This is a genomic window from Micromonospora ferruginea (genome assembly GCF_013694245.2).
GTDB lineage: Bacteria > Actinomycetota > Actinomycetes > Mycobacteriales > Micromonosporaceae > Micromonospora > Micromonospora robiginosa.
Map to the genome: position 1 here is coordinate 231,113 of NZ_CP059322.2, position 25,343 is coordinate 256,455.

General features: G+C 72.2%; 21 protein-coding genes and 1 pseudogene. 13 read left to right on the forward strand and 9 right to left on the reverse strand.

Translation table 11 applies throughout. The annotated features are described in order from the left end of the window. The 3 genes from H1D33_RS01180 to H1D33_RS01190 all read left to right on the forward strand — a co-directional run bounded on the left by H1D33_RS01180 (nt 1) and on the right by H1D33_RS01190 (nt 2,753). On the forward strand, nt 1–252 hold the full coding sequence (locus H1D33_RS01180) for a helix-turn-helix transcriptional regulator (protein WP_181569831.1): 252 nt from the start codon (nt 1–3) through the stop codon (nt 250–252). Between the two features lie 72 nt (nt 253–324). Next, complete coding sequence (gene dnaG / locus H1D33_RS01185) at nt 325–2,217, forward strand: DNA primase (protein WP_181569830.1); 1,893 nt, start codon at nt 325–327, stop codon at nt 2,215–2,217. Continuing rightward, on the forward strand, nt 2,217–2,753 hold the full coding sequence (locus H1D33_RS01190; protein ID WP_181569829.1) for a hypothetical protein: 537 nt from the start codon (nt 2,217–2,219) through the stop codon (nt 2,751–2,753). The genes dnaG and H1D33_RS01190 overlap by 1 nt, the downstream gene beginning before the upstream one ends. A 45-nt stretch (nt 2,754–2,798) precedes the next feature. On the opposite strand, the gene H1D33_RS01195 is transcribed toward H1D33_RS01190, so the two are convergent. From H1D33_RS01195 to H1D33_RS01205, 3 genes are read right to left on the reverse strand one after another with little or no spacing between them, the layout of a single operon-like run. Continuing rightward, nucleotides 2,799–4,166, reverse strand: a complete 1,368-nt coding sequence (locus H1D33_RS01195) for a hypothetical protein (RefSeq protein WP_181569828.1) — start codon at nt 4,164–4,166, stop codon at nt 2,799–2,801. Nucleotides 4,167–4,200: 34 nt separating this feature from the next. Beyond that, complete coding sequence (locus H1D33_RS01200; RefSeq protein ID WP_181569827.1) at nt 4,201–5,271, reverse strand: toll/interleukin-1 receptor domain-containing protein; 1,071 nt, start codon at nt 5,269–5,271, stop codon at nt 4,201–4,203. A gap of 35 nt (nt 5,272–5,306) precedes the next feature. Continuing rightward, entirely contained in the window at nt 5,307–6,536 is a 1,230-nt protein-coding gene (locus tag H1D33_RS01205) for a helix-turn-helix domain-containing protein (RefSeq protein ID WP_181569826.1), read from the reverse strand. A gap of 429 nt (nt 6,537–6,965) precedes the next feature. On the opposite strand from H1D33_RS01205, the pseudogene rox reads away from it, so the two are divergent. Beyond that, nucleotides 6,966–8,390, forward strand: a pseudogene (gene rox, locus H1D33_RS01210) (rifampin monooxygenase); the annotation flags it as partial. 161 nt (nt 8,391–8,551) lie between these two features. Here the strand turns inward: rox and H1D33_RS01215 are convergent. The 5 genes from H1D33_RS01215 to H1D33_RS01235 all read right to left on the reverse strand — a co-directional run bounded on the left by H1D33_RS01215 (nt 8,552) and on the right by H1D33_RS01235 (nt 15,511). Next, nucleotides 8,552–9,538 (reverse strand): TAXI family TRAP transporter solute-binding subunit, encoded by a 987-nt coding sequence (locus H1D33_RS01215; RefSeq protein ID WP_181569824.1) that lies wholly within the window; start codon nt 9,536–9,538, stop codon nt 8,552–8,554. Continuing rightward, nucleotides 9,535–9,927 (reverse strand): roadblock/LC7 domain-containing protein, encoded by a 393-nt coding sequence (locus H1D33_RS01220; RefSeq protein WP_181569823.1) that lies wholly within the window; start codon nt 9,925–9,927, stop codon nt 9,535–9,537. Before H1D33_RS01220 ends, H1D33_RS01215 begins: the two co-directional genes overlap by 4 nt. Further along, a complete protein-coding gene (locus H1D33_RS01225; protein WP_307755333.1) occupies nt 9,924–12,302 on the reverse strand; it encodes a sensor histidine kinase in 2,379 nt (792 codons plus the stop codon). Before H1D33_RS01225 ends, H1D33_RS01220 begins: the two co-directional genes overlap by 4 nt. A 63-nt stretch (nt 12,303–12,365) precedes the next feature. Next, nucleotides 12,366–13,385, reverse strand: a complete 1,020-nt coding sequence (locus H1D33_RS01230; RefSeq protein ID WP_307755334.1) for a TAXI family TRAP transporter solute-binding subunit — start codon at nt 13,383–13,385, stop codon at nt 12,366–12,368. Further along, nucleotides 13,382–15,511 carry a TRAP transporter permease gene (locus H1D33_RS01235; RefSeq protein WP_181569822.1) on the reverse strand — a complete coding sequence of 710 codons (2,130 nt, stop codon included), beginning with the start codon at nt 15,509–15,511 and terminating at the stop codon, nt 13,382–13,384. The genes H1D33_RS01230 and H1D33_RS01235 overlap by 4 nt, the downstream gene beginning before the upstream one ends. Before the next feature lie 352 nt (nt 15,512–15,863). Here H1D33_RS01235 and H1D33_RS01240 point away from each other — a divergent pair, with 352 nt between their 5' ends. After that, on the forward strand, nt 15,864–16,796 hold the full coding sequence (locus H1D33_RS01240; protein WP_181569821.1) for an ABC transporter ATP-binding protein: 933 nt from the start codon (nt 15,864–15,866) through the stop codon (nt 16,794–16,796). A 16-nt stretch (nt 16,797–16,812) separates the two neighbouring features. Here H1D33_RS01240 and H1D33_RS01245 read toward each other — a convergent pair whose 3' ends face one another. Then, nucleotides 16,813–17,058, reverse strand: a complete 246-nt coding sequence (locus tag H1D33_RS01245; RefSeq protein ID WP_181569820.1) for a flavin reductase — start codon at nt 17,056–17,058, stop codon at nt 16,813–16,815. Between the two features lie 262 nt (nt 17,059–17,320). On the opposite strand from H1D33_RS01245, the gene H1D33_RS01250 reads away from it, so the two are divergent. The 8 genes from H1D33_RS01250 to H1D33_RS01285 all read left to right on the forward strand — a co-directional run bounded on the left by H1D33_RS01250 (nt 17,321) and on the right by H1D33_RS01285 (nt 25,260). Beyond that, nucleotides 17,321–18,124 (forward strand): helix-turn-helix domain-containing protein, encoded by an 804-nt coding sequence (locus tag H1D33_RS01250; protein WP_246411759.1) that lies wholly within the window; start codon nt 17,321–17,323, stop codon nt 18,122–18,124. Further along, nucleotides 18,115–18,303 (forward strand): DUF397 domain-containing protein, encoded by a 189-nt coding sequence (locus H1D33_RS01255; protein WP_181569819.1) that lies wholly within the window; start codon nt 18,115–18,117, stop codon nt 18,301–18,303. The genes H1D33_RS01250 and H1D33_RS01255 overlap by 10 nt, the downstream gene beginning before the upstream one ends. Nucleotides 18,304–18,418: 115 nt before the next feature. Then, the gene (locus H1D33_RS01260) at nt 18,419–19,216 is read left to right on the forward strand and encodes an ABC transporter permease (RefSeq protein WP_414685473.1); all 798 of its coding nucleotides are present in this window, start codon (nt 18,419–18,421) and stop codon (nt 19,214–19,216) included. A gap of 12 nt (nt 19,217–19,228) precedes the next feature. Further along, entirely contained in the window at nt 19,229–20,035 is an 807-nt protein-coding gene (locus tag H1D33_RS01265) for an ABC transporter permease (protein ID WP_181569818.1), read from the forward strand. A gap of 64 nt (nt 20,036–20,099) precedes the next feature. After that, the gene (locus H1D33_RS01270; protein WP_181569817.1) at nt 20,100–21,116 is read left to right on the forward strand and encodes a YihY/virulence factor BrkB family protein; all 1,017 of its coding nucleotides are present in this window, start codon (nt 20,100–20,102) and stop codon (nt 21,114–21,116) included. A gap of 201 nt (nt 21,117–21,317) precedes the next feature. After that, nucleotides 21,318–22,496 (forward strand): ROK family protein, encoded by a 1,179-nt coding sequence (locus H1D33_RS01275; RefSeq protein WP_181569816.1) that lies wholly within the window; start codon nt 21,318–21,320, stop codon nt 22,494–22,496. Nucleotides 22,497–22,606: 110 nt separating this feature from the next. Further along, nucleotides 22,607–24,175: a sugar ABC transporter ATP-binding protein gene (locus H1D33_RS01280; RefSeq protein WP_181572952.1), complete on the forward strand. Its 1,569-nt coding sequence runs from the start codon at nt 22,607–22,609 to the stop codon at nt 24,173–24,175. Next, nucleotides 24,172–25,260, forward strand: a complete 1,089-nt coding sequence (locus tag H1D33_RS01285) for an ABC transporter permease (protein ID WP_181569815.1) — start codon at nt 24,172–24,174, stop codon at nt 25,258–25,260. The genes H1D33_RS01280 and H1D33_RS01285 overlap by 4 nt, the downstream gene beginning before the upstream one ends. Nucleotides 25,261–25,343 lie beyond the last annotated feature (83 nt).

Sequence of the window (25,343 nt, forward strand, 5' to 3'; positions counted from 1 at the left end):
ATGAGCGAGACCGTGCACAACCGGATCGCGGTGCTGCGCGCCGAGCGGGGTGTCTCCCGCCGGCAGCTCGCCGACGCGCTCGGGGTGCACTACCAGACCGTCGGCTACCTGGAACGCGGCGAGTTCCGGCCCAGCCTGCACCTGGCGCTGCGCATCGCGGCCTACTTCGAGGTGCCGGTCGAGGTGGTCTTCTCCATCGAGCCGTTCCCCCGGATCGGCGACGCCGCGGCCGGGGCGGGTCGCTCGGTGTGAGCCCGGGGGACGGGCGGCGTCCGCCACACGCCCGTCCCCCCGGCCACCGGATCGTCGGTCCGGCAGGGCAGGATGTACGCCGAGGAGGTGGCGGCCATGGCGGGGCGGATCCGGGACGAGGACATCGCGCTGGTCCGCGAGCGCACCGCCATCGCGGACGTGATCTCCGAGGTGGTGACGCTCAAGTCGGCCGGTGGCGGCAACCTCAAGGGGCTCTGCCCGTTCCACGACGAGAAGAGCCCCTCGTTCAACGTCTCGCCCGCCCGCAACGTGTTCTACTGCTTCGGCTGCGGGGTCGGCGGTGACGCGATCAAGTTCCTGATGGACGCCGAGCACCTCGGGTTCGTCGAGTCCGTGGAGAGCCTCGCCGCCCGCGCCGGCATCCAACTACGCTACGTCGAGGACGACCGGTCGACGCCGCGCGCCCGGCCGCAGCAGGGCCAGCGGCAGCGGCTGGTCGCCGCGCACGCCGCCGCCGTCGAGTTCTACCGCGCCCAGCTCACCACCGCCGGCGCCCGGCCGGCCCGCGAGTTCCTCGCCGGGCGTGGCTTCGACCGGGCCGCCGCCGAGCGCTACGGCTGCGGCTTCGCCCCCGACGCGTGGGACCTGCTCACCAAGCACCTGCGGCAGCAGGGCTTCAGTCACGACGAGCTGGTCACCGCCGGCCTGTCCCGCCCGGCCCGCTCCGGCTCGCTGATCGACCGGTTCCGTCGCCGGCTGATGTGGCCGATCCGGGACATCACCGGCGACGTGATCGGCTTCGGCGCCCGCAAGCTCTTCGACGACGACGACGGCCCGAAATACCTCAACACCCCCGAGACGCCGATCTACAAGAAGTCGCACGTCCTCTACGGCATCGACCAGGCCAAGCGTGAGATCGCCAAGCAGGGCAAGGTGGTGGTGGTCGAGGGCTACACCGACGTGATGGCCTGCCACCTGGCCGACGTCCCGACCGCGGTGGCGACCTGCGGCACCGCGTTCGGCGCGGACCACATCTCGGTGCTGCGCCGGGTGCTCTTCGACAGCGACGAGCGCGCCGGGGAGATCATCTTCACGTTCGACGGCGACGCCGCCGGCCAGAAGGCGGCGCTGCGCGCCTTCGAGGACGACCAGCGTTTCGTCGGGCGCACGTTCATCGCGGTCAGCCCGGACAACATGGACCCGTGCGACCTGCGGCTGGCCAAGGGCGACCTGGCCGTGCGCGACCTGGTGGCCCGCCGCGAGCCGCTTGTCGACTTCGCGCTCCGGCACGTGATCAACCGGTTCGACCTCGACACCGTCGACGGCCGGGTGGAGGCGATGCGCCGGGCCGCGCCACTGGTCGCGCAGATCAAGGACCGGGAGAAGCGCCCGGAGTACGTCCGCAAGCTCGCCGGCGACCTCGGCATGGAGATCGAGCCGGTGCAGCGCGCGGTGCTGAGCGCCGGGCACGGGCAGGCGACCGCCGAGCGTCCCGCGCCGTCGCGTCCGGGCCCCGCCACACCGGCCGTGGACAGTCCCCGGTCCATGGTGGAGCGCGAGGCGCTGAAGCTCGCGTTGCAGGAGCCGGTGCTCGCCGGGCCGATGTTCGACGCCGTCGAGGCCGCCGACTACCAGCACCCGGTGCACGCCTCGGTGCGTGTCGCCGTCGCCGCGGCAGGTGGGGCGGCCGGCGCCACCGGCGGCGCGGTCTGGATCGAGCAGGTCCGGGACGCCTGTGACGACCTGGCCGGGCAGGCCCTGGTGGGCGAGCTGGCGGTGGAGCCGTTGCGCATCGACGGCGAGCCCGACCCGAGATACGTCTCGGTCACCATGGCCCGGCTCCAGTGGAGCTCGGTCACCGGCCGGATCCGGGACCTCAAGTCGAAGATCCAGCGGATCAACCCGGTCAGCAACAAGGACGAATACTTCGCCCTGTTCGGGGAGCTGCTCTCGCTGGAACAACACGCGCGGGCCCTGCGCGAGCAGGCCGCCGGAGGACTGTGATGGCGCTTTTCCGCCGCCGCCCGAAACTGCCCCCGGCCGACCGGCCGCCGTTGGCCGCCGACGAGCGGGTGCTCGCCTGGGCCGCCGCCGGCAACGGCGAGGGAGACGGCGTGCTGGTCGCCAGCAACCGCGGCCTCTGGCTGCCCGGCCGCGGTGAGCGCCTCGGCTGGCACGACGTCCTCAAGGCGGTCTGGTCCGGCCGTGAGCTCACCGTCACCCCGGCCGAGGCGGTCGCCGAGCGCGACGGCTACCTCGTGGTCGCCGACGCCCCGGCCGAGACCTACCTGCTGCTCGACCCGGGCGACCTGCCGCACCAGGTGCGCGCCCGGGTCACCGCCTCGGTGGCGTACACCGCGCACCACCCGGTGCCCGGCGGGGCCGGCCGGGTCGCGGCGCGGCGGGTGTCCGGGGTCGACGGTCTGGCCTGGACGGTGCGCTACGACCCGGGCACGCCGGCCGACGACGACGCGGTGGTTGCCGAGACCGGGCGCCTGGTCGCCGAGGCCCGGGCCGCCACCCGCCCCGCCGACGTCTGAGTTCACCTGCGTGCGTTCTGGGACGGGGCCGCCGAAAGGGTTAACTCACCAAGAAACGTGGTTTGATTCGATACCGCCCGCTATCGCCCAGTGGTCGGGATGGTCGCCTGAGTAGCACTGGGTCCGCGTGTACGCGTTCCCGTCGCCATCCGTCCTCAGGCGGAACGTGTAGAACCCGCCGGGATCCACGGAGTCGTGGCAGGTGACGGTGACATCCGTGCCCGGCGCGAAATGCTGGAGTGAGACGGCATAGCGGAAACCGTGCGGCGCGGCAGGTCCCTGTTCCAGGCTGACGGTGGGGGACGGGGGCACCGGTGGGGCGGCTGGTCCGGCCGGCGGCGAGGCGGTCGGCTCGGCTTCCGGTGCCGGGGCGGCAGGGCTTGAGCCGGTCCACGTCACATGGTTGGACTCCATGCCCTCGGCCCAGGCCCAGTGGTCGGGGCCGTCTCCGGAGAAGCATCCGTCGGATGACGTCGCAGCGCCGTCGCGGTCGGTGCGCACGGTGAACGTCGTGAAGCCGGTCGGATCGACAGAGTCGCGGCAGGACACTGAGATCGATTTCCCGGCGGCGAAGCCGGTCAGGGTGATGACGTACCAGGAACCTCTGCGCGCGGCCGAGCCCTGTGACAGCGCGATGCGAGGCGATCCGGCCACCGGGCCTGGGGCTGGTGCTCCGGACGTCGTAACGGCGGACTCCGGCGGTGTCCTGGCCTGCCAAGTGATCATATCGGAGGTGTAGGGTCCGGATCGGACCCAATGGCGGCTCCCCTCACCGGAATAACAGCCGTCCGCCTTGAACCCGTTGCCCTCGCCATCGGTGACCATTTCAAAGGTGCGAAAAGCCTCTTCGAGGTAGACGTTTCCCTCCCCAAGGTCGACACTGTCGTCCACGCATTCCACGGAGTACTTCCAGTTCGGATGAAAGCCGCGGATCGTGACCGCGTAGTAGTAGCCCGCCCCCCTGGGCCTGCCCTGCTGCATGCTCAACACACCCGGCGTACGAGGGTGTGCGTTGACAATGTCGTTCGTGCAGGGGGGCGGGTTTCCAGCGTCGCGAACCAAATTGCGGTAGACGTATCCCGAAACGCCAGGATATGCGCCGTCAATGAGTGTCAGAAAGTACCACTTCATGGCAGTGACCGCGGGAGCGGCATCGTCCGCTTCGCACCATACCCGGGCGGCGGTGTCGCTGGGCACCCTGAGGAGTTCGGTGGGTTGCCGGGTCGGCCCGAGATTGCCTTCGTGCGGCTCCCTGCGGATGTTGATCATTTCGTCGGTGCCGTCGGTGACGATTCGACTGTCAGCGCTGAGGTGTTTGCCGACGGCGGGCGGCGAAGGCGACTGTGACACCAGGAGAGCGGCCGCGCCGGCAGCGGCGAGCATCGTGACCGGGATGATGAGAAGCTTCCGCATTCTTGCTCCAGGGCGATTGACGTCGGCTTGTGATTCAGCAGTCACGAACCTTGGGGTCCACATCGGTTGGCCCAGCACTGCCGATCGGGTCACCGTTGGCGAAGGTCGCCGCCAAGGCGTAGGCCCCACGCCAAGGCTTGCTGTAGATCCGATAGAAGTAGGGGCTGCCGGTGATGGCAGTCCGATTCGGGGCCTTGCACTCCACCCGGACCGTGGTCAGGTAGGGAATCACGGCCCCGCTGGGAACAGGGTTACCCGACGGGTCGGTGAAGAGTTTGCTGCCGTTCCGGTTACCGGCCGTCTCGACGTAGGTTGCCGGCTTGACAACCACCTCGGCGAACAGGCCGAACAGTGCGCCGAGGAGCAGGCCTGCAGCCGCCACCGCGAGGGCTCGGCCGGGTCGCGGAACGATGGAATTGTTCCGCTGCCACAGCACCGCGGTGGTGCCGACGCTGAGCGCTCCTATGACGACGAGCGCGACGGCCCAGGTTGCGGAAGCCGCGTCGGAGGCGCCGAGTACGCCAACTTGCCACTCGAAGACGGCGCCCGCCCCGAAAAGGACGGCCAGAAAGCCCAGGAGAGCCGCAGAACGCCAGGGCATTCCCGGCCATGGTGTGCGGCGTTTCGGAGAAGGGCGGGGCGCGGGCGGGCGCGGACGGATGTTCGAGCGCTTGGCCTGCAAGTGCCTCAGCTTCTGGGCTATCACCTCGGCGAACTTTGTTGGCGAGCAGTTGGACAGGTCGACGTATCCCTCCGTGCCGCGCAGGCCGGGAAGCTCGGTGTCGTCGAACCGCCCCGGCAGGATGTAGGCATGGTGTTCGGTGAAGGCACGCGCTTGCGCCGATCGCAGCTCGTGCTTGGTCCAGTGCTTCTCCGCGTACTCTTTGGACACGAAGATCACGACGCAGTCCGCATTCCGGTAGACCATGTCGAGGTGCTGGTAGAGATCCTCTCCGAGCAGGTTGGCGGTCTGGTCGAGGTCGTAGAAGATCTCGACACCGGCCCGTTTGAGTGCGGTCGCCACCCGGTGCACATAGCTGCGCTGCTCACTCGCGAAGCTCAGGGCGACTTCGAATTGATCAAGCGGGGTGTCTTGAAGCGTCACGCCCCGATGTTAGGAGCTGACCACCGCTGGCGTCGTCATCGATCCGGGGTTTGGAAACCGTATGCCTCGATTGGAAACTCGCTGCCAACCGATGAATCAATCACTTCATGGAGAAGTTCACGTATGCGGAGCCGGCCGTCCCAGACCTCGGTCGAGGCTGCCAGGAGTCGCAACTGGTGCCGGCCGGTGGCCGACCGCGTCGAATGAACGTCAACCGCCGCGCGCCGCCCCACGGACACTGCCAGATCGAGGTCGCCGTTCGCGGCGGCGGCGGCCGCGAGCCGGGAACCATAGAGGCCACGGGCTCGTACGGCGGAACTCGGCAGGGCCTCCCACACCCGGCTCAGGTTGTCGACGGCCAGGGCGTAGCGGCCCTGATCGTAGGCGCACCACCCGACCGCGAGTGCGTAGTGATCGTCGACTGTGCTGGAGCCGAGAAGCCCGTAAGAGCCGGGCTGCCTGGTGGAAGTCAGACCTGACGCCATCCGATCAAGGCACGCCGCGGCTGCACGTGAATTCCCCATGAGTGAGTGTCCCTGCGCCTCCACCCGAGCACCCAGCGCCCGAACCCTCGGCGACGTCCGTTGGTTCGCCTGGCCTCGCTTGGCTGACGAGATGGTAGCGGCCGGATCTCCACGGTAGAGGGAGATCTCGGCGTGACGCACATGGCTGTAGGCCATCAGATCGTGATCTTGGATCCTCGCCGCAAGTCTCGCTGCTGTCTTCGTCCATCTCAGCGCCGTCTTGTCCTCGCCCTGCTCCTGCGCCATCCATCCGCAGAAATCCGCGCAGCGGGCGGCGATGGCAGTGAGTCTCTCTCCGGATGCCGCCCTGGAAGGAGCCCTCCGGATCGACTCGAGCAGACCCTCGGCCATGGGCAACACAGCCTGCGGCTCAAGCTGCTGACCGAAGGTGCGTAGCTGAGTGAAGATTGTGCGGCAGCCGAACTCCAGGTCATCCACGTCGGGCGCGTCGTGGGATGGGAGGCGTCGGCGCTGCACCCTAGCCTCGCCCCGGCGCGAATTTCCGGATCGTCGCGCGGCAGCCTCGGCCGCGTTCAGTACGAGGTCCTGGAGTGTGTTGCCGGTCCGCAGTTCATCGTCAAGGATCCTGGCCACGTCGAGCTTGAGCCGCCGACTGCCGTGCTCGAGTCGCGAGATCTGCGCGGTGCTGCAGTGCGCGAGCTTTGCCATCTCCCGCTGGCCGAGCCCTGCTCGCTTGCGGAGCGCCTTCAGTCTTTCACCAATGGGGTTCGACTCGGTCACCTGGATCTCCCTGTGCGCTGAGGAGGTCGGTTCGCTGGGAAGGTCGGCATGGGGCTGGCCCTGCACGCTCACTGGGCCTGCGCAGGGGCGGGCGGTGCGGATACTGCTGATCGGCGGGCGCCGTCCGAGGCGGGGAGCAGTAAGCCGGCCGATCTTGTTGAGCCGCACGCCGGGCCGCTTCAGAAGGCTCGGGGGTGCTTGGAATTCTAGGTAAGGCCGTCAAGGGCATGCAGGGGTGCGCACGAGCGGGCTGATCGCGCCTCAGACGCGGACAACCGCGACCGCTGAAGGCAAGAAGAAAGGCAAGAAGTCGCACGCTCCCTGCCACTGTCAACGTATATCGCACCCCGGGTCTTGCGGCAAGCCCCCGGTGCTGCTGAAGAATCTCCCCCCGACGCCGTGACCAGGCGATATCGAACGGGGGACTCCATGATCGACGTGATCGTCGTGGGTGCTGGGCCGACCGGCCTGATGCTCGCGGCCGAACTGCGGCTGCACGACGTCCGGGTGGTAGTGCTGGAGCGGGACGCGGAGCCGACCCGGGTGGTCCGCTCGCTCGGCATGCACGTGCGCAGCATCGAGGTGCTCGACCAGCGTGGCCTGCTGGAGCGTTTCCTCGCGGCCGGGCACACGGTCCGGCGCGGTGGCTACTTCGCCGGCATCGCCAAGGAGTGGCCGACCGGGATGGACAGCGCGCACGACTACATCCTCGGCATCCCGCAGCCGGTCACCGAGCGGCTGCTGGCCGAGCACGCCGTCGAGGTCGGGGCCGAGATCCGGCGCGGGCACGAGCTGGTCGGGCTGAGCCAGGACGGGGACGAGGTGACCGTCGAGCTGGCCGACGGCACCCGGTTGCGGTCGCGGTGGCTGGTCGGCTGCGACGGCGGTCGCAGCACGGTGCGCAAGCTGCTCGGCGTCGGCTTTCCGGGTGAGCCCAGCCGGGCCGAGACGCTGCTCGGCGTGATGGAGCTGACCGCGTCGCCGGAGGAGGTGGTCGCCGTGATGACGGAGGTCCGCAAGACCCAACTGCGCTTCGGCGCCGGGCCGGTCGGGGACGGCGACGGGCTGTACCGCGTCGTCGTGCCGGCGGCGGGGGTGGCCGAGGACCGCGCGGTCCCGCCGACCATCGAGGAGTTCCGGCAGCAGTTGCGGGCCACCGCCGGCACCGACTTCGGGGTGCACTCGCCGCGCTGGCTGTCCCGGTTCGGTGACGCCACCCGCCTCGCCGAGCGCTACCGGGTCGGCCGGGTGCTGCTGGCCGGCGACGCGGCACACGTCCACCCGCCGCTGGGCGGGCAGGGGCTCAACCTCGGGCTCCAGGACGCGTTCAACCTGGGCTGGAAGCTGGCCGCCCAGGTCGTCGGGTGGGCGCCGGCGGACCTGCTGGACACCTACCGGGCCGAGCGGCGGCCGGTGGCGGCGGACGTGCTGGACAACACCCGCGCGCAGACCGAGCTGATGTCCCTGGAACCGGGGCCGCAGGCGGTGCGGCGGCTGCTGGCGGAGCTGATGGACTTCGAGGAGGTCAACCGCCACCTGATCGAGAAGATCACCGCGATCTCGGTCCGCTACGACCTCGGCGCGGGTCACGACCTGCTCGGCCGGCGGCTGCGCGACGTGCGGTTGGCACACGGCAGCCTGTACGGGCTGATGCACGCCGGGCGCGGCCTGCTGCTGGACCGGACGGGCGGGCTCTCGGCGACGGGGTGGGCGGACCGGGTCGACCACGTCGTCGACGCCGGCGTGGAACTGGACGTGCCCGCCCTGCTGCTGCGGCCGGACGGGCACGTGGCGTGGGTCGGCGACGACCAGCGGGAGCTGACCGCCGGGCTGTCCCGGTGGTTCGGGTCCCCGATTGACGGTGCGGGAGCGGCAGCGGTGACCAGGCGTGCTCGAGCTGACAAGCAACCGACCCGGGAGCGATATGCCTGAGAGTCATGATTATGCCTCTCGGGTATGTCACTCAGAAGTGATGCTTCGTCCGCCGTGGTCACTCGCCGTGACCAGCGGCGTGGTCAGCCGCCGCTGCGGTAGAACCGCTGCGCGCCCGGGTGCAGCGGGATCGGGTCGGTCAGCGCGGCGCTGGCCCGGGAGAAGTTCGCCGCCTCCGGATGCACCTGCACCAGCTCGCCCTGCCAGGTGAACAGCACCCGGGTCAGGTCGTACGCGAGCTGGTCCGGCATGTCCGCGGCCACCAGGATCACGTTCGCCACCGTGATGGTCGGGGTCGGCGCCGGCGTGCCGTAGGCCTCCTTCGGCAGCATCGCGGTGGTGTAGACCGAGCCGTAGCGCGCGCCCAGCGGCTCGATCAGCTCGGTGAGCGGCAGCAGCCGGAACTTCCCGGGCGCGGCCGAGAGCAGGTCCTTGACGCCCGGGGTGGGCAGGCCGCCGGAGAAGAACATGGCGTCCAGGGTGTTTGCCCGCATCCGCTTGACGGTCTCCGGCAGCGACAGGTTGAACCGCTGGATGCCCCGGTTCGGGTCGATGCCGGCGGCGGTGAGCAGCCGCCCGGCGATGATGTCCGTGCCGGAGCGTGGCGAGCCGGTGGAGACCCGCTTGCCGCGCAGGTCGGCGAAGCTGCCGATCTTGCCGTCGGCCCGGACGATCACGTGGGTGTAGTTGCTGTACACCCGGGCCAGCGCCCGCACCGGCTGCGGCTGCTTGTCGAAGACGCCCCGCCCGTTGACCGCGTCCGCGGCGGTGTCGGCCAGGCTGAACGCGATCTCCATGTCGCCGCTGGCCACCCGGGTGATGTTCTCCACCGACGCGCCGGTCGGCTCGGCCCGCGCCTCGTAGCCGGGCAGGTGCCGGCTGATCAGGTCGGCGTACCCGCCGCCGAGCTGGTAGTAGACGCCCGTGGTGTTGCCGGTGGCCAGGAAGATCCGCCCGCCGTGCCAGGCCGGCGCGTCGGTGTCGCCGGTGCCGCAGCCGGCCACCAGCGCGGCCGACAGCAGCGCGGCCGACAGCAGCGCGGCCACCAGTCGCCGCGGGCGGCCGGTCACTGCCGGACCGCCGGTTCCAGCGCCTCCGCCACCCGCTGCACCAGCGTCGCCGTCTCGTAGCCGATCTGGCCCAGGTCGCAGCCGGGCGCGGCGAGCACGCCCAGCAGCGCCCGCTCGCCGACCGCCATCACCAGCATCACCCCGCCGTCCATGTCCACGATCTGCTGGCGTACCCGCCCGGCCGACATCAGCCGGGCCGCGCCGACGGTCAGGCTGGCCAGCCCGCTGATCACGGCGGCGAGCTGGTCGACCTGGTCGGCGGAGAGGTCGGGGGAGGAGGCCAGCCGCAGCCCGTCCTCGGAGACGGCGAGCGCGTGCGAGACGTCCGGGACCTGCTCGGCGAAGTTCGCCAGCAGCCAGTCGAGTCCGGCGGCAACGGGTGTGGTCATGACGTTCTCCCGGTGGGTGTGGTGGGGTTCGGGGCACGACGCGTCGCGCTGGCCACGCCCTCGGCGAGGGCGGACAGGCGGGCGCGTACCACCTCGGGGTCGAGCAGGTCCGCCGCCGGCGGCGGCGTGGTGGTGTCGGGCATCGGCGCGGGCAGGTGCCCGCCCCGGGTGCGGCGCGGCAGCCCGGCGCCGGTGGTCGCCACCGGCGCGGGTGGCGCGCTCGTCGGGCGGATGCGCGCCGTGCTCGGCGCCAGCAGGGCGTTGCCGGGTGGGCGTACCGCGGCGACCCCGCGCGCGCCCGGCGTCCGGCCGGCGACCGGCGCGGCGGTGACCAGGCCGTGCGGGCCGGTCGGCCGCGACGTCCCCGGCGCGGCGACGGGCTTGAACCACGGCGCGGCGGGGCCGTGCGCCGGACGGCGTGCGGCGACCGGCCGGCGGGTCACCGACTCGACCCGGGTCAGCGCCGACTCGGGCACCTCCACCTGCGCCACCGTCCCGTCGGCGGCGTGGTGCAACTGCACCCGGATGCCGTGCCGGGCGGCCAGGTGGGCGACCACGTGCAGGCCCATGCTGCCGGCGGCGGCGCTGGACAGCGTGGCCGGTGCCGCGAGCCGTTCGTTGATCTCGGTCAGCCGGCTGTCGCTGATGCCGATGCCCTGGTCGTGCACGCGCAGCACGAGCCCGTCCACGGTCCGCCGCCCGTCCACCAGCACCCGGGAGTCCGGCGGCGAGTAGACGGTGGCGTTCTCCAGCAGCTCGGCCAGCAGGTGCACCAGGTTGCCGGCGGCGGCGCCGTGCACCGCGGCGGACGGCACGTCGATCTCCACCCGCGGGTAGTCCTCGATCTCCGACGCCGCCGCCCGCGCCACGTCGTCGAGCAGCAACGCGCCCTCGTGCCCCCGGCCGGGCTCGCCGCCGGCGAGGACCAGCAGGTTCTCGCCGTTGCGGCGCAGCCGGGCGGCGAGGTGGTCCAGGGCGAAGAGCCGGGCCAGCGCCTCCGGGTCGGTCTCCTCGCGCTCGAAGTCGTCCAGCAGCCGGAGCTGCCGGGTGATCAGCGTACGGATGCGGCGGGCCAGCGCCTCGGCCATCCGGGTGACGTCCAGGCGCAGCTCGGCCTGCTGGCCGGCCAGCCGCAGCGCCGCCCGGTTGACCGTGTCGAACGCCTCGGCGACCTGCGCCACCTCGTCCTGGCCCCGCCGGATCCCGTCGGTCGTCCGGGTCGCCGGACCCTCCACCGGCGCGCCCTCGCCGGACGCGATCGCGGTGATCCGTTCCGGAAGCTCCCGGTTCGCCATGGTGAGTGCCGCCACCCGCAACCGGCGCAGCCGGCGGCTGGTGCGGACCGCCAGCAGCACGGCGGTCACCAGCGAGCCGAGCGCGACGGTGCTCGTCGCGCCGGCGGTCGCCAGCGCGCGCAGCCGGGCCGCGCCGGCCAGTTCGGCGGCGTCGGTGTCCAGGTCGTCGGAGAGTTCCCGGCCCAGCAGGTTGTACCGGCGGATGGTGCCGCTCTGCGCCACGTACCAGGCGTCGCCGTCGGTGCGCAGCGACTCCGGCTCGCCGTCGGTGTCGAGCACCGCGTCGCGCATCCGGCGGGCCGCCGTGACGTCGGTGCCGTCGACCACCCGGTACCAGGCGTCGTTGGCCGGGCCGGACGCGATCCGGAGGAACTCCGCCTGCCGTTGCTCCCGGGCGCCCCGGAGCCGGCCCAGTCGAGCCAGCTCGCCCCGTTCCAGCGCGCCCCGGACGAACACCGCGCGCAGCAGGTCGCGCTCCAGCGCGGAGAGGTGCTCCTGGGCGGCGACCGCGGCGACCTCGCGGGCCTCGTTGGCCAGCCCGGCGTCGCGGAGCTGGCTGGGCAGCGCGTCCGCGACCGCGAGCAGCGACTCGACCAGGGAGCCGTACGCCGGGTCGCCGCGGTCCCCGGTCAACGCCAGCGCGCGGGTCGGGGTGAGCTGGTCGAGGTGGCCGTTCGCGTCGTCGAGGACCCGGGCCAGGTCGGGCGCGGTGCGGCGGGCCTCGCCGCCGGCCGAGCGGTAGCGGTCGACGGCGGCGTCCACCCGGCGTCGCTGGGCGTCGACCAGCGGCCGGCCGGCGTTGCCACCGCGCTGGCGCAGCGCCGCCGTCTCGCCCAGCTCGCGTTCCAGTTCGTGCACCAGCCGGACGGTGGCGGTGGCGGTGCCGGCGAGCACCCGGGCCCGGTCGGCGTCCGTGGACGCGTCCAGTGCGGCGCCGGTCTGCGCCGCGCCGAGCACCACCAGGCCGGCGGTGGCCACCAGGATCGGCGCGAGCAACTGCACCCGGACCGACCGGAGTCGCCCGGCCCGGTCGGCGGAACGGTGGTGCCGGCGTACGCGGGTGGGGTGGGGCAGCGGCACGGGGGTCTCCGGGTCGGGTGTGGGTGGGCCGGGCCCGGACGCGGTCCGGGCCCGGCCGGTCGGTCAGCTCGCGCCGAGGTCGGTGAGCGCCCGGTCCGCGCCCCGGTGCAGCGGCACCGGATCGGTCTTGCGGGCGTTGCCCAGCTCGATGCCCTTGGCGGCCGGGTTCGCCTGGGCCAGCACGTCCTTGTGGTCGAAGACGGTCCGGGTGATCGCGCAGGCCACGTCCGCGTCGAGGTTGTCGCGTACCAGCAGCACGTTGGGCACCACGATGGTGGGCACGTCGGCCGGCGTCCGGTAGATGTCCTTGCCGATGGTGCCGGCCTGGTACGCCGGGTTCAGCTCGGCCATCTTCGGCAGCAGCGTGCTGAGGTCGAGGAACGTCACCTTGCCGCCGGCGGTGGTGAGCAGGTCGGTGACCCCGCCGGTGGGGATGCCGCCGGACCAGAAGAACCCGTCGATGCTGCCGTCCTTCATGCCGTCGACAGTCTTGGTCAGGTCGAGCCGCTGCGCCTGGATGTCCTTGGCCGGGTCCAGCCCGGCGGCGGTGAGCAGCCGGTTGGCGATGACCTCGGTGCCGGACTTGGGCGAGCCGGTGGAGATCTTCTTGCCCTTCATGCCGGCGACCGAGGTGATCCCCGAGTCGGCCCGCACCACCACCTGGGTGTAGTTGTCGTAGATCCGGGCCAGCGCCTTGACCGGCTGCGGTGAGCTGAAGCTGCCCTTGCCCTGCACCGCGTTGACCGCGGTGTCGAACAGCGAGAACGCCACGTCGTACTGGCCGGCGACGAGCTGCTCGACGTTCTGCACCGAGGCGCCGGTCTCGGCGGCCGTCCCGGTGAGCTTGCCGTCGGTGGTCTTGCTCAGCTCACCGGCGAGCGCGTTGCCGACCACGTAGTAGACCCCGGTGGCGTTGCCGGTGGCGATGCCGACCCGGGTGTCCTTGGTGACCTCGCAGGTGATGTCCCGGGCGGCGTCGTCGGTCGCGGCGCCGTCCTGCCGGCCCCCGCATCCGCCGGCGCCGGCGGCGACCAGGGCCAGCGCCCCGACGCCGGCGGCTATTCGCGTGTCGATCCTTCTCACTCTCTGTCCTCCCCAGGGTTGACGGACTCCACCACCGACGGGCGGCCGGCGCCGCGTCGGACGTACACGCCCGTGACGGCCAGCGCGGCGAGCGCCACGCCGATCGCCACGGGCAGCGGTTCCAGCCAGAGCAGCACCAGACCGGCGACCGCGCCGAGCAGCCGTTCCGGCACGCCGGCCGGCCCGACGCCGGGTAGCCAGCCGCCGGCCGCGACGGCCAGCACGGCGACGCCGAGCGCGGAGATCAGCCCGGCCAGCGCGATCCGCCCCGGCCCGCCGATGCCGAGCAGGCCGAGGCCGGTCGGCGTGACCACGAAGGCGAGCGGGATGAGGTACGCCGGCAGCGCGTACCGCAGGGTCTGCCACATGGTCGGCACCAGCCGGCCGCCGGTGACCGCCGCGGCGGCGACCGCGGCCAGCGCGGTCGGCGGGGACACCTCGGACAGCACCGCGAAGTAGAAGACGAACATGGCGGCGGCGGGGGCGGCGACGCCCAGGTGCAGCAGCGCCGGCCCGATGATCACCCAGCCGATCACGAACGACGCGGTGACCGGCACCGCGAGGCCGAGCAGGCTGAGCGCGACCGCGGCGAGCACGGCGGTGAGCGCCAGCACCACGGCCGGTTCCGAGCTGATCGCCTGCGCGCCGCTGACCAGCAGCGCGGCGGCCTGCGGGCCGAGGCCGGTCTTGGTGGTGGTGGCGGTGATGATGCCGGCCGCGGCGCACACCGCGCTGACCGCCAGGACCCCGCGTACGCCGTCGCGCAGCGCGGCCACCAGCCGGGCCGGGGTAAGCCGGTGCCGCCGGTCCAGGAAGGACAGCGCGGCGGCCAGCACGGTGGCGATCACCACCGCCCGCATGGCCGAGGCGCCCAGCGCCAGCACCACGATGATCACGGCGAGGGAGAGGAAGTGGTAGCCGAAGCGGGCCAGCAGCCGCCAGGCCGAGCCGGTGTCGACCACCACCGGCCGTACCCCGGAGCGGCGGGCGTCGATCTCGACGGAGAGCAGGATGCCCAGGTAGTAGAGGACGGTCGGCACGGTGGCCCAGCCGAGCACCTGGAGGTAGGACACGCCCAGGTATTCGGCGATGATGAAGGCGGCGGCGCCGAGCGTCGGCGGGGAGAGGATCGCGCCGACCCCGGCGGCGGCGAGCATGCCGCCGGCCCGCTCGGCCGGGTAGCCGGCGCGGCGCAGGATCGGCCAGGTCACCGCGCCGATGCTGACCGTGGTGGCGGCCCCGGAGCCGGAGACGGTGCCGAGCAGGAAGCCGGAGGCGACGGCGGTGCGGCCGGCGGCGGTGCGGGAGCGGCGGAACGCGGCGGCGGAGAGTTCCACGAAGAACCGGCCGGCGCCGGAGAGGTCGAGCACCGCGCCGTAGACGGTGAACAGCACGATGTAGGTGGCGGCCACGTCGAGCGGGGTGCCGTAGAAGCCGCTGTCGGAGTTGTAGAACGCGTCGACGAGCTGCCCGAAGTCCAGGCCGGCGTGCGCGACCGGCCACGACTGGGGGAGCAGCCCGCCGTAGTAGCCGTAGCCGAGGAACAGCAGGCACACCGCGGGCAGGATCCAGCCGGTGGCGCGCCGGCACGCCTCCAGCAGCAGGAGCAGCAGCCCGGTGCCGAACGCCACGTCCAGCGGGTCGAGCAGGCCCTGCCGGTCGAGGAACGCGTCGTAACCGCCGCCGCCCGCGCCGAGCGTGAACGGCAGCACCGGGTAGAGGCAGACGACGAGCGCGGCGACGGCGAGCACCCAGTCGAGCACCGTCGGCCCGGCCCGCTCCGCCGTCCGTCGCCGGACCCCCGAGGGGTACGCCAGGAAGACCGTCGGCAGCACGCCGGCGAGGAAGAGGACGAGGTAGTACTTGCTGCCCTGCGACAACGGGAAGAACACCTGTCGGAGCGCCAGCAGCGCGACCGCGACGGTGATTCCGGTGAAGAGCGTCCCGACCGGCCCGGTGAGCGTCCGGCCCGGTTTCTCCTCCTCGAATCGGGCGGCGAGTTCACGGGTGTCCGGGTGGGCCGGGTCCCGGTCCCGGTGATGCGTCTCGCCCGGCCCGTCGTCCGCCCACGCCGGATCGGTGGCGTCGCCCTCGTCCGGCGGGAGCGGCACCGCGGCGGCGTCCACTTCGGACCCATCGGGCTCGCCGGCGGGTGGCCGGGGTGACGGGGGAGTGGCGTCGGAGGGGCGAACGGGTGGCACGAGGGGGGACGATACGCGAATGGCGGACACGTTGGGAACATTGCCGATCGTGATTGCAATGAGTGACGGAATGGTCTTTCGCTCACTCACCGCACACCTTTCTCGAATCGATTTCGCAATTACCCCGTCATAAGAGCGAACCGCTCTTCGCCCGTCGCTCCACTATGGTGAGTTAGGCCCGCTTCTAACGATGGAATGAGTCGGTCACGGAATGTAGTGACGATCACGCACCGTGCAGGCCCGGAGGGGTGTCGGACGCTGCGGCTAGGGTCGGCGGGTGACCATCGGGCAACCACTCATCCAGGCGCGCGGGCTGGTGAAGCGGTTCGGCGACTTCACCGCCGTCGACGGCATCGACGTGGAGGTGCGCCGGGGGGAGGCGTTCGGGTTCCTCGGCCCCAACGGCGCGGGCAAGTCCTCCACCATGCGCATGATCGGCTGCATCTCCCCACCGTCCGGGGGTGAGCTGCGCATCCTCGGCCTCGACCCGGTGCGCGACGGCCCGGCCGTGCGGGCCCGGCTCGGGGTCTGCCCGCAGCTCGACAGCCTCGACCCGGAGCTGACCGTCCGGGAGAACCTGACCACCTACGCGCGCTACTTCGGCATCCCGCGCCGGGTGGCCCGGGAACGCGCCGCCGAGCTGCTCGACTTCGTCCAGCTCGCCGAGCGGGCCGACAGCAAGGTCGACCCGCTGTCCGGCGGCATGAAGCGGCGACTCACCATCGCCCGCGCGCTGGTCAACGAGCCGGAGATCGTGCTGCTCGACGAGCCCACCACCGGCCTCGACCCGCAGGCCCGGCACCTGGTCTGGGAGCGGCTGTTCCGGCTCAAGCAGCAGGGCGTCACGCTGGTCCTGACCACGCACTACATGGACGAGGCGGAGCAGCTCTGCGACCGCCTGGTGGTGATGGACGGCGGCCGGATCGTCGCCGAGGGCTCGCCCCGGGCGCTGATCGAGCGGCACGCCACCCGCGAGGTGGTCGAGCTGCGCTTCGCCGGCGACTCCCAGGAGGCGTTCGCCGGCAAGCTCGACGGGCTGGGCGAGCGGGTCGAGGTGCTGCCCGACCGCATCCTGCTCTACGTGTCCGACGGCGACGCCGCCGTGGCGCAGGTGGCCGCGCGCGGCCTGGACCCGGCCGGCGTGCTGGTCCGGCGGGGCAGCCTGGAGGACGTCTTCCTGCACCTCACCGGCCGCACCCTGGTCGACTGAGGCACGCGCCGGCCGTTCAGCGGCGCCGGGCCCAGAGGACGAAGCGTTCGGCCAGGTGCCCCGGCGCGGTGTCCGGTCGTCCGGCGGCCAGGTCGGCGGTGGCCTCGCACAGCAGCGTCCCGAGATGGATCAACAACGCGGTCCGGTCCTCGCGAAACTCACCGAGCAGCGCCAGCCGGGCCGGCGAGCACGGCCACGCGGCGCCGCAGACCCGGCAGCGCCAGGACGGGCGCGCCGCGACGTGGGGGCGATACCGGGGCATCAGCGCGTGCCCTCCTCGCTCGGGGTGCGCCGGGGGAGCGTCGCCATGGGTGAGCCTCCGTGGTGGCTGGAGTGGGGGCGTCGGCGGACCTCGTCGTGCGCCGACGCCCCCGGCCTGGTTCCGCCCGCCGTCCGATCCCGGGAGCGGTTCCGCTGCGTGACAGTCTGGTGACGGCGCGACTACGGTGGGAGGTCCGCCGCGACGACGACCAGCGCGTCCGGCGACCGGCTCGCGGTGTACCGAGGACGTACGGAGGCTGTCCGTGGAACTGTCGTCCATGCTGGAGCACTTCGCGGAGGAGTTGCGGCTGGCCCGCGTGGCCGGCGGCCTGTCACAGACCGCGTTGGCCGAGGCGCTGGCCTACTCGGGCGCGCTGGTGGCCAAGGTGGAGACCTGTGAGCGCCGCCCGAGCCTGGACTTCGCCCGCCGCTGCGACGCGGTGTTCGGCGCCGACGGGCGCTTCGAGCGCATTCAGCGGCGGATCGGCCGGGAGGCCATGGTGCCGTGGTTCCGCGACTGGCCCGGCATCGAGGCGGAGGCCACCGCGCTGCGCTGGTTCGAACCGATCTGCGTGCCGGGCCTGCTCCAGACCGAGGGCTACGCCCGCGCGCTGCTCCGCGGCAGTGGCCTGTTCCCCCCGGACGAGGTGGAGCACCAGGTGGCGACCCGGCTGGACCGGCAACCGGTGCTGACCCGCGAGCGGCCTCCGCTGCTCACGTTCGTCGTCGACGAGCACGTGCTGCGCCGGAGCGTCGGCGGGCCGGAGGTGATGCGCGAGCAGGTGCGTCACCTGGTGAAGGTCGGCTCGGGGCTGCCCCGGGTGAGAATCCATGTCGTGCCGCTCACCGCCGGCGCCTACCCTGGCATGAACGGCCCGTTCGTGATCGCCACCCCGCCGCACGGCGAGGACGTCGTCTACCAGGAGGGCCAGCTCCACGCGCAGGTGATCGACCGCGCCGACCACGTGCGGCAGATGGTCGAGGTGTGGGAGTCGATCCGCGGTGAGGCACTATCGCACCAGCAGTCCCTCGAACTCGTGACGGAAGTGGCGGAGACATGGACCTGAACGGCGTCCGGTGGCGCAAGAGCAGCCGCAGCAACGGCCAGGGTGGAGCCTGCGTGGAGGTGGCGGACGGTCGGCCCGACATGGTCGCCGTGCGCGACTCCAAGGACCCGGCCGGCCCGGTGCTGGCCTTCGCCCCCGACGCCTGGCGCGCGTTCGTCGCCGGGGTCGCCCCGCGCTGACCGACGCCGCCGGTGCGAGGTGGCGGCCCCCATCCCGCCACCTCGTCGGGCCGGTGTGGACCACGCTCGCGCCTGTCGTACCCGAGGAGTAGGAAGGTCGGCGGGGGTGGTGCGGGTGACGACGGTGACGGGCCGGGCCGCGACGGGTCTGCCGCGGGTGCCGGCGGTGACGGTGTTCGCGCACTACCTGGTCGGCTACCGGCGCACCTGGCGGGCGGGTGTCTTCTCGTCGTTCCTGCTGCCGGTGCTCACCGTGGTCGGGTTCGGCTTCGGCGTCGGGGCCTACGTCGACCAGGGCGTCGACGGCGTGCGCTACCTCTGGTGGCTGGTGCCCGGCCTGATCGCCTCGACCGCCTTCCAGGTCGCCGTCGCCGAGTCGACCTGGCCGGTGCACAGCAACTTCAAGTGGATCCGCACCTACCACGCCCAGGTGGCCGCGCCGCTGCGCACCGGCGACATCGTGGCCGGTCACCTGACCTTCGTGCTGTTCCGGGTGGTCACCAGCACGGTGGCGTTCCTGCTGGTGACCGCGCTGTTCGGGGCGCTGCGGTCGCCCTGGGCGGTGGCGGTGGCGCCGATCGCGCTGCTGCTCGGGCTGGCGGTCGCCGCGCCGGTCTTCGCGTTCAGCGCCCGGGTGCCCAGCGACAGCTACCTCGCGTTGCTGTTCCGGTTCGCGGTGATCCCGATGACGCTCTTCTCCGGGGTGTTCTTCCCGGTCGAGTCGATGCCGGCCGGGCTGCGGCCGGTCGCCTGGGCGACGCCGCTCTGGCACGGCGTCGACCTGTGCCGGGCCGCCACCCTGGGCGTCGAGCCGCGATGGTCGGTCACCGGTCACGTGCTCTACCTCGCCGCCTGGGCCGGCGTCGGCTGGTGGCTGGCGCTGCGGGCGTTCCGTCGTCAACTCGTCGTCTAGGGAAGGGGTGTCGTGGTCGCTCTCCTCCTGCCCCGGCTGGCCGGCGTCACCGGGGCGCGCCGCTCGGCGGCGGTGGCCGAGCGCAACCTCACCGCGCTGCGCAGCGCCTACTGGCTGGTGCTGGTCTCCGGCTTCGTGGAGCCGGTGCTCTACCTGCTGTCGATCGGCATCGGCGTGGGCGCGCTGGTCGGCGACCTGACGCTGCCCGGCGGTCGGGTGGTGTCCTACCCGGCGTTCGTCGCCCCGGCCATGCTCGCCTCGTCGGCGATGAGCGGCGCGCTGTCCGAGACCACCTTCAACTTCTTCGGCAAGATGAAATACATGAAGCTGTACGACGGGGTGATCGCCACCCCGGTACGGCCGTTCGAGATCGCCCTGGGTGAGCTGGGCTGGGCGATGGCACGCGGGTCGCTCTACTCGGCCGCGTTTCTGCTGATCATGGTGGCGCTGGGCCTGACCACCGCGGCCCGGGCGCTCGTCGCGTTCCCGGCGGCGGTGCTCGTCGGGTTCGCGTTCGGCGCGCTCGGCATGACCGTCGCCACGCTGCTGCGCAGTTGGCAGGATTTCGACCTGATGGGCTCGGCCCAGTTCACGCTCTTCCTCTTCTCCGGCACGTTCGTGCCTGCCGAGGCCTATCCGGCGGTGCTGCGCTGGCTGGTCGAGCTGACCCCGCTCTACCGCTCGGTGCACCTGATCCGGGGCGTCTGCGTGGGCGGGTCCGGCTGGTCCTGGCTGCTCGACGTGGCCTACCTGGTGGTCCTCACCGGCGTGATGTTGGCGCTGGCGTCCCGGCGGATGGCCAGGTTGCTCTACCCGTAGCGGGGTTACCCGGCCCGGCCTCGGGGCAAGTCGTGCAGTGACGACACGACGACGAGGAGGTGCGATGGCCGGCGACGAGTCTCCCGTCCGGGAGGAGCGCGACCGCACCGAGCCGGTGGGGCCGGACGACGGGCCGGACAGCCCGACCGACCTGCCGGGTCCGGGCTGGGTGGCCACGCTGAAGCGGACCGTCCGGGAGTTCCAGGACGACAGCCTGACCGACTGGGCCGCCGCGCTCACCTACTACGGGGTGCTCTCCATCTTCCCCGGCGTGCTGGTGCTGATCTCCCTGCTCGGGCTGCTCGGCGACCGGGCCACCAACGGGGTGCGGGACACGGTCAACCAGGCGGTGCCGGAGGAGAACATCCGGAAGATCATCGAGAGTGCGATCGACCAGGCCGGCCAGTCCGGCGGGCTGGCGAGCATCGCGGCGGTGATCGGTCTGGTCGCCGCGTTCTGGTCGGCGTCGGGCTACATCGCCGCGTTCATGCGCGCCTCGAACAGCATCTACGACGTGCCGGAGGGGCGGCCGATCTGGAAGACGCTGCCGATCCGGCTCGGCGTGACCGCGGTGATCGGCGTGCTGCTGCTGATCAGCGCCGTGATCGTGGTGTTCACCGGCGGGCTGGCCGAGCAGGCCGGCAACGCGATCGGGCTCGGCTCGACGGCGGTCACGGTGTGGAACATCGCCAAGTGGCCGGTGCTGCTGGTGATCGTCAGCCTGATGTTCGCGATCCTCTACTGGGCCTCGCCCAACGCCAAGCACGGCGGCTTCCGCTGGGTCAGCCCGGGTGGGGTGCTCGCGGTGGTGCTCTGGCTGGTGGTGTCCGGTCTGTTCGCGCTCTACGTGAGCAACTTCGGCTCGTACAACAAGACGTACGGCGCGGTGGCCGGCGTGATCATCTTCCTGGTCTGGCTCTGGCTGAGCAACGTGGCCATCCTGCTCGGCGCCGAGTTCGACGCCGAGCTGGAGCGCAGTCGGGCGATCGCCGCCGGGCTCCCCGAGGACAAGGAGCCGTACGTCGAGCTGCGCGACGACCGCAAGCTGCGCAAGAAGCGCAACGCCCCCACTCCGCGCTGAATCGCACCCGTAGCGCCCCGCCCGGATCTGTCCGGGCGGGGCGTTTTCATGATCCGGAACTTGCTTTTGTTCGTATGGACAAAAGTTTCCATCAGATGTGCCGAAGCTATGGACACGTGACCCGGAAGGCTCCTACTGTGTCGGACACGACACATCGCCGTTGCGTCGATGTGAACGACTTCGATGCGGAGGTGACTGCCGGTGCGGACGGTCGACCCCCTGCACGTGCGGCTTCTGCGGCTGCTCCGGGACGAGGGCGCGGTCTCCCGCGCCGAGCTGGGTGACCGGCTCCAGATGCCCCGTCCCCGGCTGCTCGCCGAGCTGGAGCGCCTGGTCGCGCTCGGCTACGTGGCCGAGGCCGGGCTGGCCGCCTCCCGGGGCGGACGCCGCTCCACCCTGGTCGAGTTGAGCCCGCACCTGCGCTTCGCCTCGGTGGACCTGGGCGCCAGCTCGATAGACGTCGAGGTGGTCGACGGCCGCCTGGAGCCGGTTACCGCCTACACCGAGCCGGCCGACATCCGCTCCGGCCCCAAGGTGACCCTGCAACGGGTCAACGACCTGCTGCACAAGGCCAAGGTCGACGGCGCGTACGAGCGGCTGGACGCGATCGGCATCGGCGTCCCCGGGCCGGTGAGCTTCCGCGACGGGGTGCCGGTCTCCCCGCCGATCATGCCCGGCTGGGACCGCTTCCCGGTCCGCGAGCTGCTGACCCGGGAGCACGGCTGCCCGGCCGTGGTCGACAACGACGTCAACATCATGGCCATCGGCGAGCGGCACGGCGGCGTCGCCCACTCGGTCGACGACTTCCTCTTCATCAAGATCGGTACCGGCATCGGCTGCGGCATCTACCTGCACGGCGAGGTCTACCGGGGCACCGACGGCTGCGCCGGCGACATCGGCCACATCCAGGTCGACCCGAACGGCCCGATGTGCTCCTGCGGCAACGTCGGCTGCCTGGAGGCGGTGTTCAGCGGTGCGGCGCTGGCCCGGGAGGCGAGCGCCGCGGCGCGCGCCGAGGTGTCGCCGGCCCTGGTCGAGCGGCTCGCCGCGCGCGGCGCGGTCACCGCGCTGGACGTGGCGCAGGGCGCGATCGAGGGGGACGTCACCTGCATCCAGCTCATCCGCGACGGCGGCCGGCGGGTCGGCAGCGTGCTGGCCGGGCTGGTCAGCTTCACCAACCCGTCGATGATCGTGATCGGCGGCGGGCTGGCCCAGCTCGGCCACATCCTGCTCGCCGAGATCCGCAGCGTGGTCTACCGCCGCTCGCTGCCGCTGGCCACCGGCAACCTGCCGGTCGTCCTCTCCGAGCTGGGCCCACGCGCCGGAGTCGCCGGCGCGGCGGTCCTGGCCAGCGACGTCGCCTTCGGGGAAGCCGCATGACCGACCGCACCGAGCGCAGCGAGGGCCGGGAGGGCATGCCCGGCCAGTCCCGCATGACCGACCGCACCGAGCGCAGCGAGGGCCGTGAGGGCATGCCCGACAAGCCCAGCATGACATCCGAGGGGGTGGAGGTGACCGGGAAGGAAACGCCCGCCGTCGCGGGCGAGGTGGTGCTGCGCCTCACCGACGTCGTGAAGACGTTCCCCGGGGTACGCGCGCTGGACGGCGTGCAACTGGAGGTGCGGGCCGGCGAGGTGCACTGCCTGCTCGGGCAGAACGGCGCCGGCAAGTCCACCCTGATCAAGGTGCTCGCCGGCGTGCACCGGCCGGACTCCGGCGAGGTGGAGTGGCGGGGCGAGCCGGCCGCGTTCGCCAACCCGCAGGCCGCCATGCGCGCCGGCATCGCCACCATCTACCAGGAACTCGACCTGGTCGACGACCTGTCGGTGGCGGAGAACGCGTTCCTCGGCCACGAGCCGCGCCGGCTCGGCTTCGTCCGGCGCGGGCAGATGGCCCGGCGTACCCGGCAGATCCTGGCCCGGCTCGGCCACGCGGAGATCCCGCCCGGGCGGTTGGTGCGGCACCTGCCGGCGGCCGGCAAGCAGATCGTCAGCATGGCCCGGGCGCTGTCCCACGAGGCCCGCCTGATCATCATGGACGAGCCGAGCGCGGTGCTGGCCCACGACGAGGTGGGCAACCTGTTCCGGATCATCCGGGAACTCACCGCGCAGGGCATCGCGGTCATCTACATCTCGCACCGGATGGAGGAGATCCGCGAGATCGGCGACCGGGTCACCGTACTCAAGGACGGCCGGACCACGGCGGCGAGCCTGCCGGCGCGCGACACCCCGACCCGCGACCTGGTCGCCCGGATGACCGGGCGGACCATCGAGTACGTCTTCCCGCAGCGCCCGGCCGACGACGGCGCCGGCGCGGAGCTGCTGCGGGTGGACGGGCTGACCCGGCACGGCGAGTTCGCCGACGTGTCGCTCGGCGTGCGGGCGGGGGAGATCGTCGGCATCGCCGGGCTGGTCGGCTCCGGCCGCTCCGAGCTGCTGGAGACGATCTTCGGGGCCCGCCGGCCGCAGGCCGGGACGGTCCGCCTCGACGGTCGGGCGCTGCGCCCCGGCAGCGTGGGCGCGGCGGTGCGGGCCGGCATGGGCATGGCGCCGGAGGAGCGCAAGAGCCAGGCGCTGCTGCTCGGCGAGCCGATCTACCGCAACGTCACGCTCGCCACCTTCGGCCGGTACGCCCGCCTCGGGTTCACCGACGCCGGCCGGGAGCGGGCCGAGGCGGACCGGGTCGCCGCGTCGCTGGAACTGCGGCCGCGCGACGTACGACGGCCGGTGCGCACGCTGTCCGGCGGCAACCAGCAGAAGGTCGTGGTCGGCCGGTGGCTGCTCGGGGACACCCGGCTGCTGCTGCTCGACGAGCCGACCCGGGGCGTGGACGTCGGCGCCCGCGCCGAGCTGTACCAGGTGATCCGCGACCTGGCCGCCCGGGGCGTCGGGGTGCTGCTGGTCTCCAGCGAGGTGCCCGAGGTGCTCGGCCTGGCCGACCGGGTGCTGGTGATGCGGGAGGGCCGGGTGGTCCGGGAGGCCCCGGCTGGCGAACTGGACGAGAACACCGTGCTCGACCTCGTCATGGCGGGGTCCCTCATGGAAGGCGCACCGGCATGAGCGACGTGACCGACACCAAGCTTCCCGCGCAGTCGCCGCCGGTGGACCGGGCGGAGACCGCCAAGGCCGACGCGGCGGCCCGGCTCTCCTGGTGGCGCGGCGACGGCGGGGAGGGCGCCAAGCGCAACCTGGGCCTGCTGGCCACGCTGGTGGTGCTGGTGGTCATCGGCATCCTGACCCGACCCGACCTCTACGGCGACCCGAACTGGGTGTGGGGCAACACGCTCACCATCCTCAAGCTCGCCTCGGTGGTCGGCGTGGTCACCGTCGGCATGACCTTCGTGATCATCGGCGGCGGCATCGACCTGTCGGTCGGCGCGATCGTGGCGCTGGCCGGGGTCTGGTCCACCACGCTCGCCACCCAGAGCTACGGCGCCGGAGGCATGATCTTCAGCGCGCTCACCGTCGGGCTGGCCGTCGGCGTGGTCAACGGGCTGCTCATCTCGTACGGGCGGCTGGTGCCGTTCATCGCCACGCTGGCCATGCTGGTCGCCGCCCGGGGGCTGGCCGCCGAGATCTCCGACAAGCAGACCCAGGTCTCCACCAGCTCGTTCATCAACGGCATCGCCACCACGAAGGTGCTCGGCATCCCGCTGCTGGTCTACATCCTCGTCGCGGTGGTCGCGGCCGGCTGGGTGCTGCTCAACCGGACCACGTTCGGCCGCCGCACGGTGGCGGTCGGCGGCAACCCGGAGGCGGCCCGGCTCGCCGGCATCAACGTCCGCCGGCACACCGTGCTGCTCTACGCGCTCTCCGGCCTCTGCTGCGGCATCGCCGCGGTCATGCTGACCGCGCAGGCCACCTCCGCCCAGGCGGCGATGGCCAACCTCTACGAGCTGGACGCGATCGCCGCCGCGATCATCGGCGGCACGCTGCTCAGCGGCGGGCGGGGCACCATCATCGGCTCCCTGCTCGGGGTGATCATCTTCTCCACGATCACCAACCTGTTCGCCATCAACAACCTCTCCGCCGAGGCACAGAACATGGTCAAGGGCGGCATCATCGTCGCCGCCGTCCTGGTCCAGCAGGTGCAGTTCCGCAGCCTGACCCAGTTCCTCGCCCGCAACCGGGCCACCACCACCTGATCCCACCGCGCCACCAGGCCGCCGTCGAGAAGACGCCGGCCCGGCCCACCGCACCCGAAATCACCCCCACCACCTCATCAGGA

Bases quoted from the DNA above. Each gene is read 5' to 3' on its own strand.
- H1D33_RS01280 (WP_181572952.1), top strand. From the start codon at position 22,607: ATGACATCCGAGGGGGTGGAGGTGACCGGGAAGGAAACGCCCGCCGTC.
- H1D33_RS01285 (WP_181569815.1), top strand. From the start codon at position 24,172: ATGAGCGACGTGACCGACACCAAGCTTCCCGCGCAGTCGCCGCCGGTG.
- H1D33_RS01220 (WP_181569823.1), bottom strand. From the start codon at position 9,927: ATGACCACACCCGTTGCCGCCGGACTCGACTGGCTGCTGGCGAACTTC.
- H1D33_RS01180 (WP_181569831.1), top strand. From the start codon at position 1: ATGAGCGAGACCGTGCACAACCGGATCGCGGTGCTGCGCGCCGAGCGG.
- H1D33_RS01270 (WP_181569817.1), top strand. From the start codon at position 20,100: ATGGCCGGCGACGAGTCTCCCGTCCGGGAGGAGCGCGACCGCACCGAG.
- H1D33_RS01195 (WP_181569828.1), bottom strand. From the start codon at position 4,166: ATGCGGAAGCTTCTCATCATCCCGGTCACGATGCTCGCCGCTGCCGGC.
- H1D33_RS01190 (WP_181569829.1), top strand. From the start codon at position 2,217: ATGGCGCTTTTCCGCCGCCGCCCGAAACTGCCCCCGGCCGACCGGCCG.
- dnaG (WP_181569830.1), top strand. From the start codon at position 325: ATGTACGCCGAGGAGGTGGCGGCCATGGCGGGGCGGATCCGGGACGAG.
- H1D33_RS01255 (WP_181569819.1), top strand. From the start codon at position 18,115: ATGGACCTGAACGGCGTCCGGTGGCGCAAGAGCAGCCGCAGCAACGGC.
- H1D33_RS01245 (WP_181569820.1), bottom strand. From the start codon at position 17,058: ATGCCCCGGTATCGCCCCCACGTCGCGGCGCGCCCGTCCTGGCGCTGC.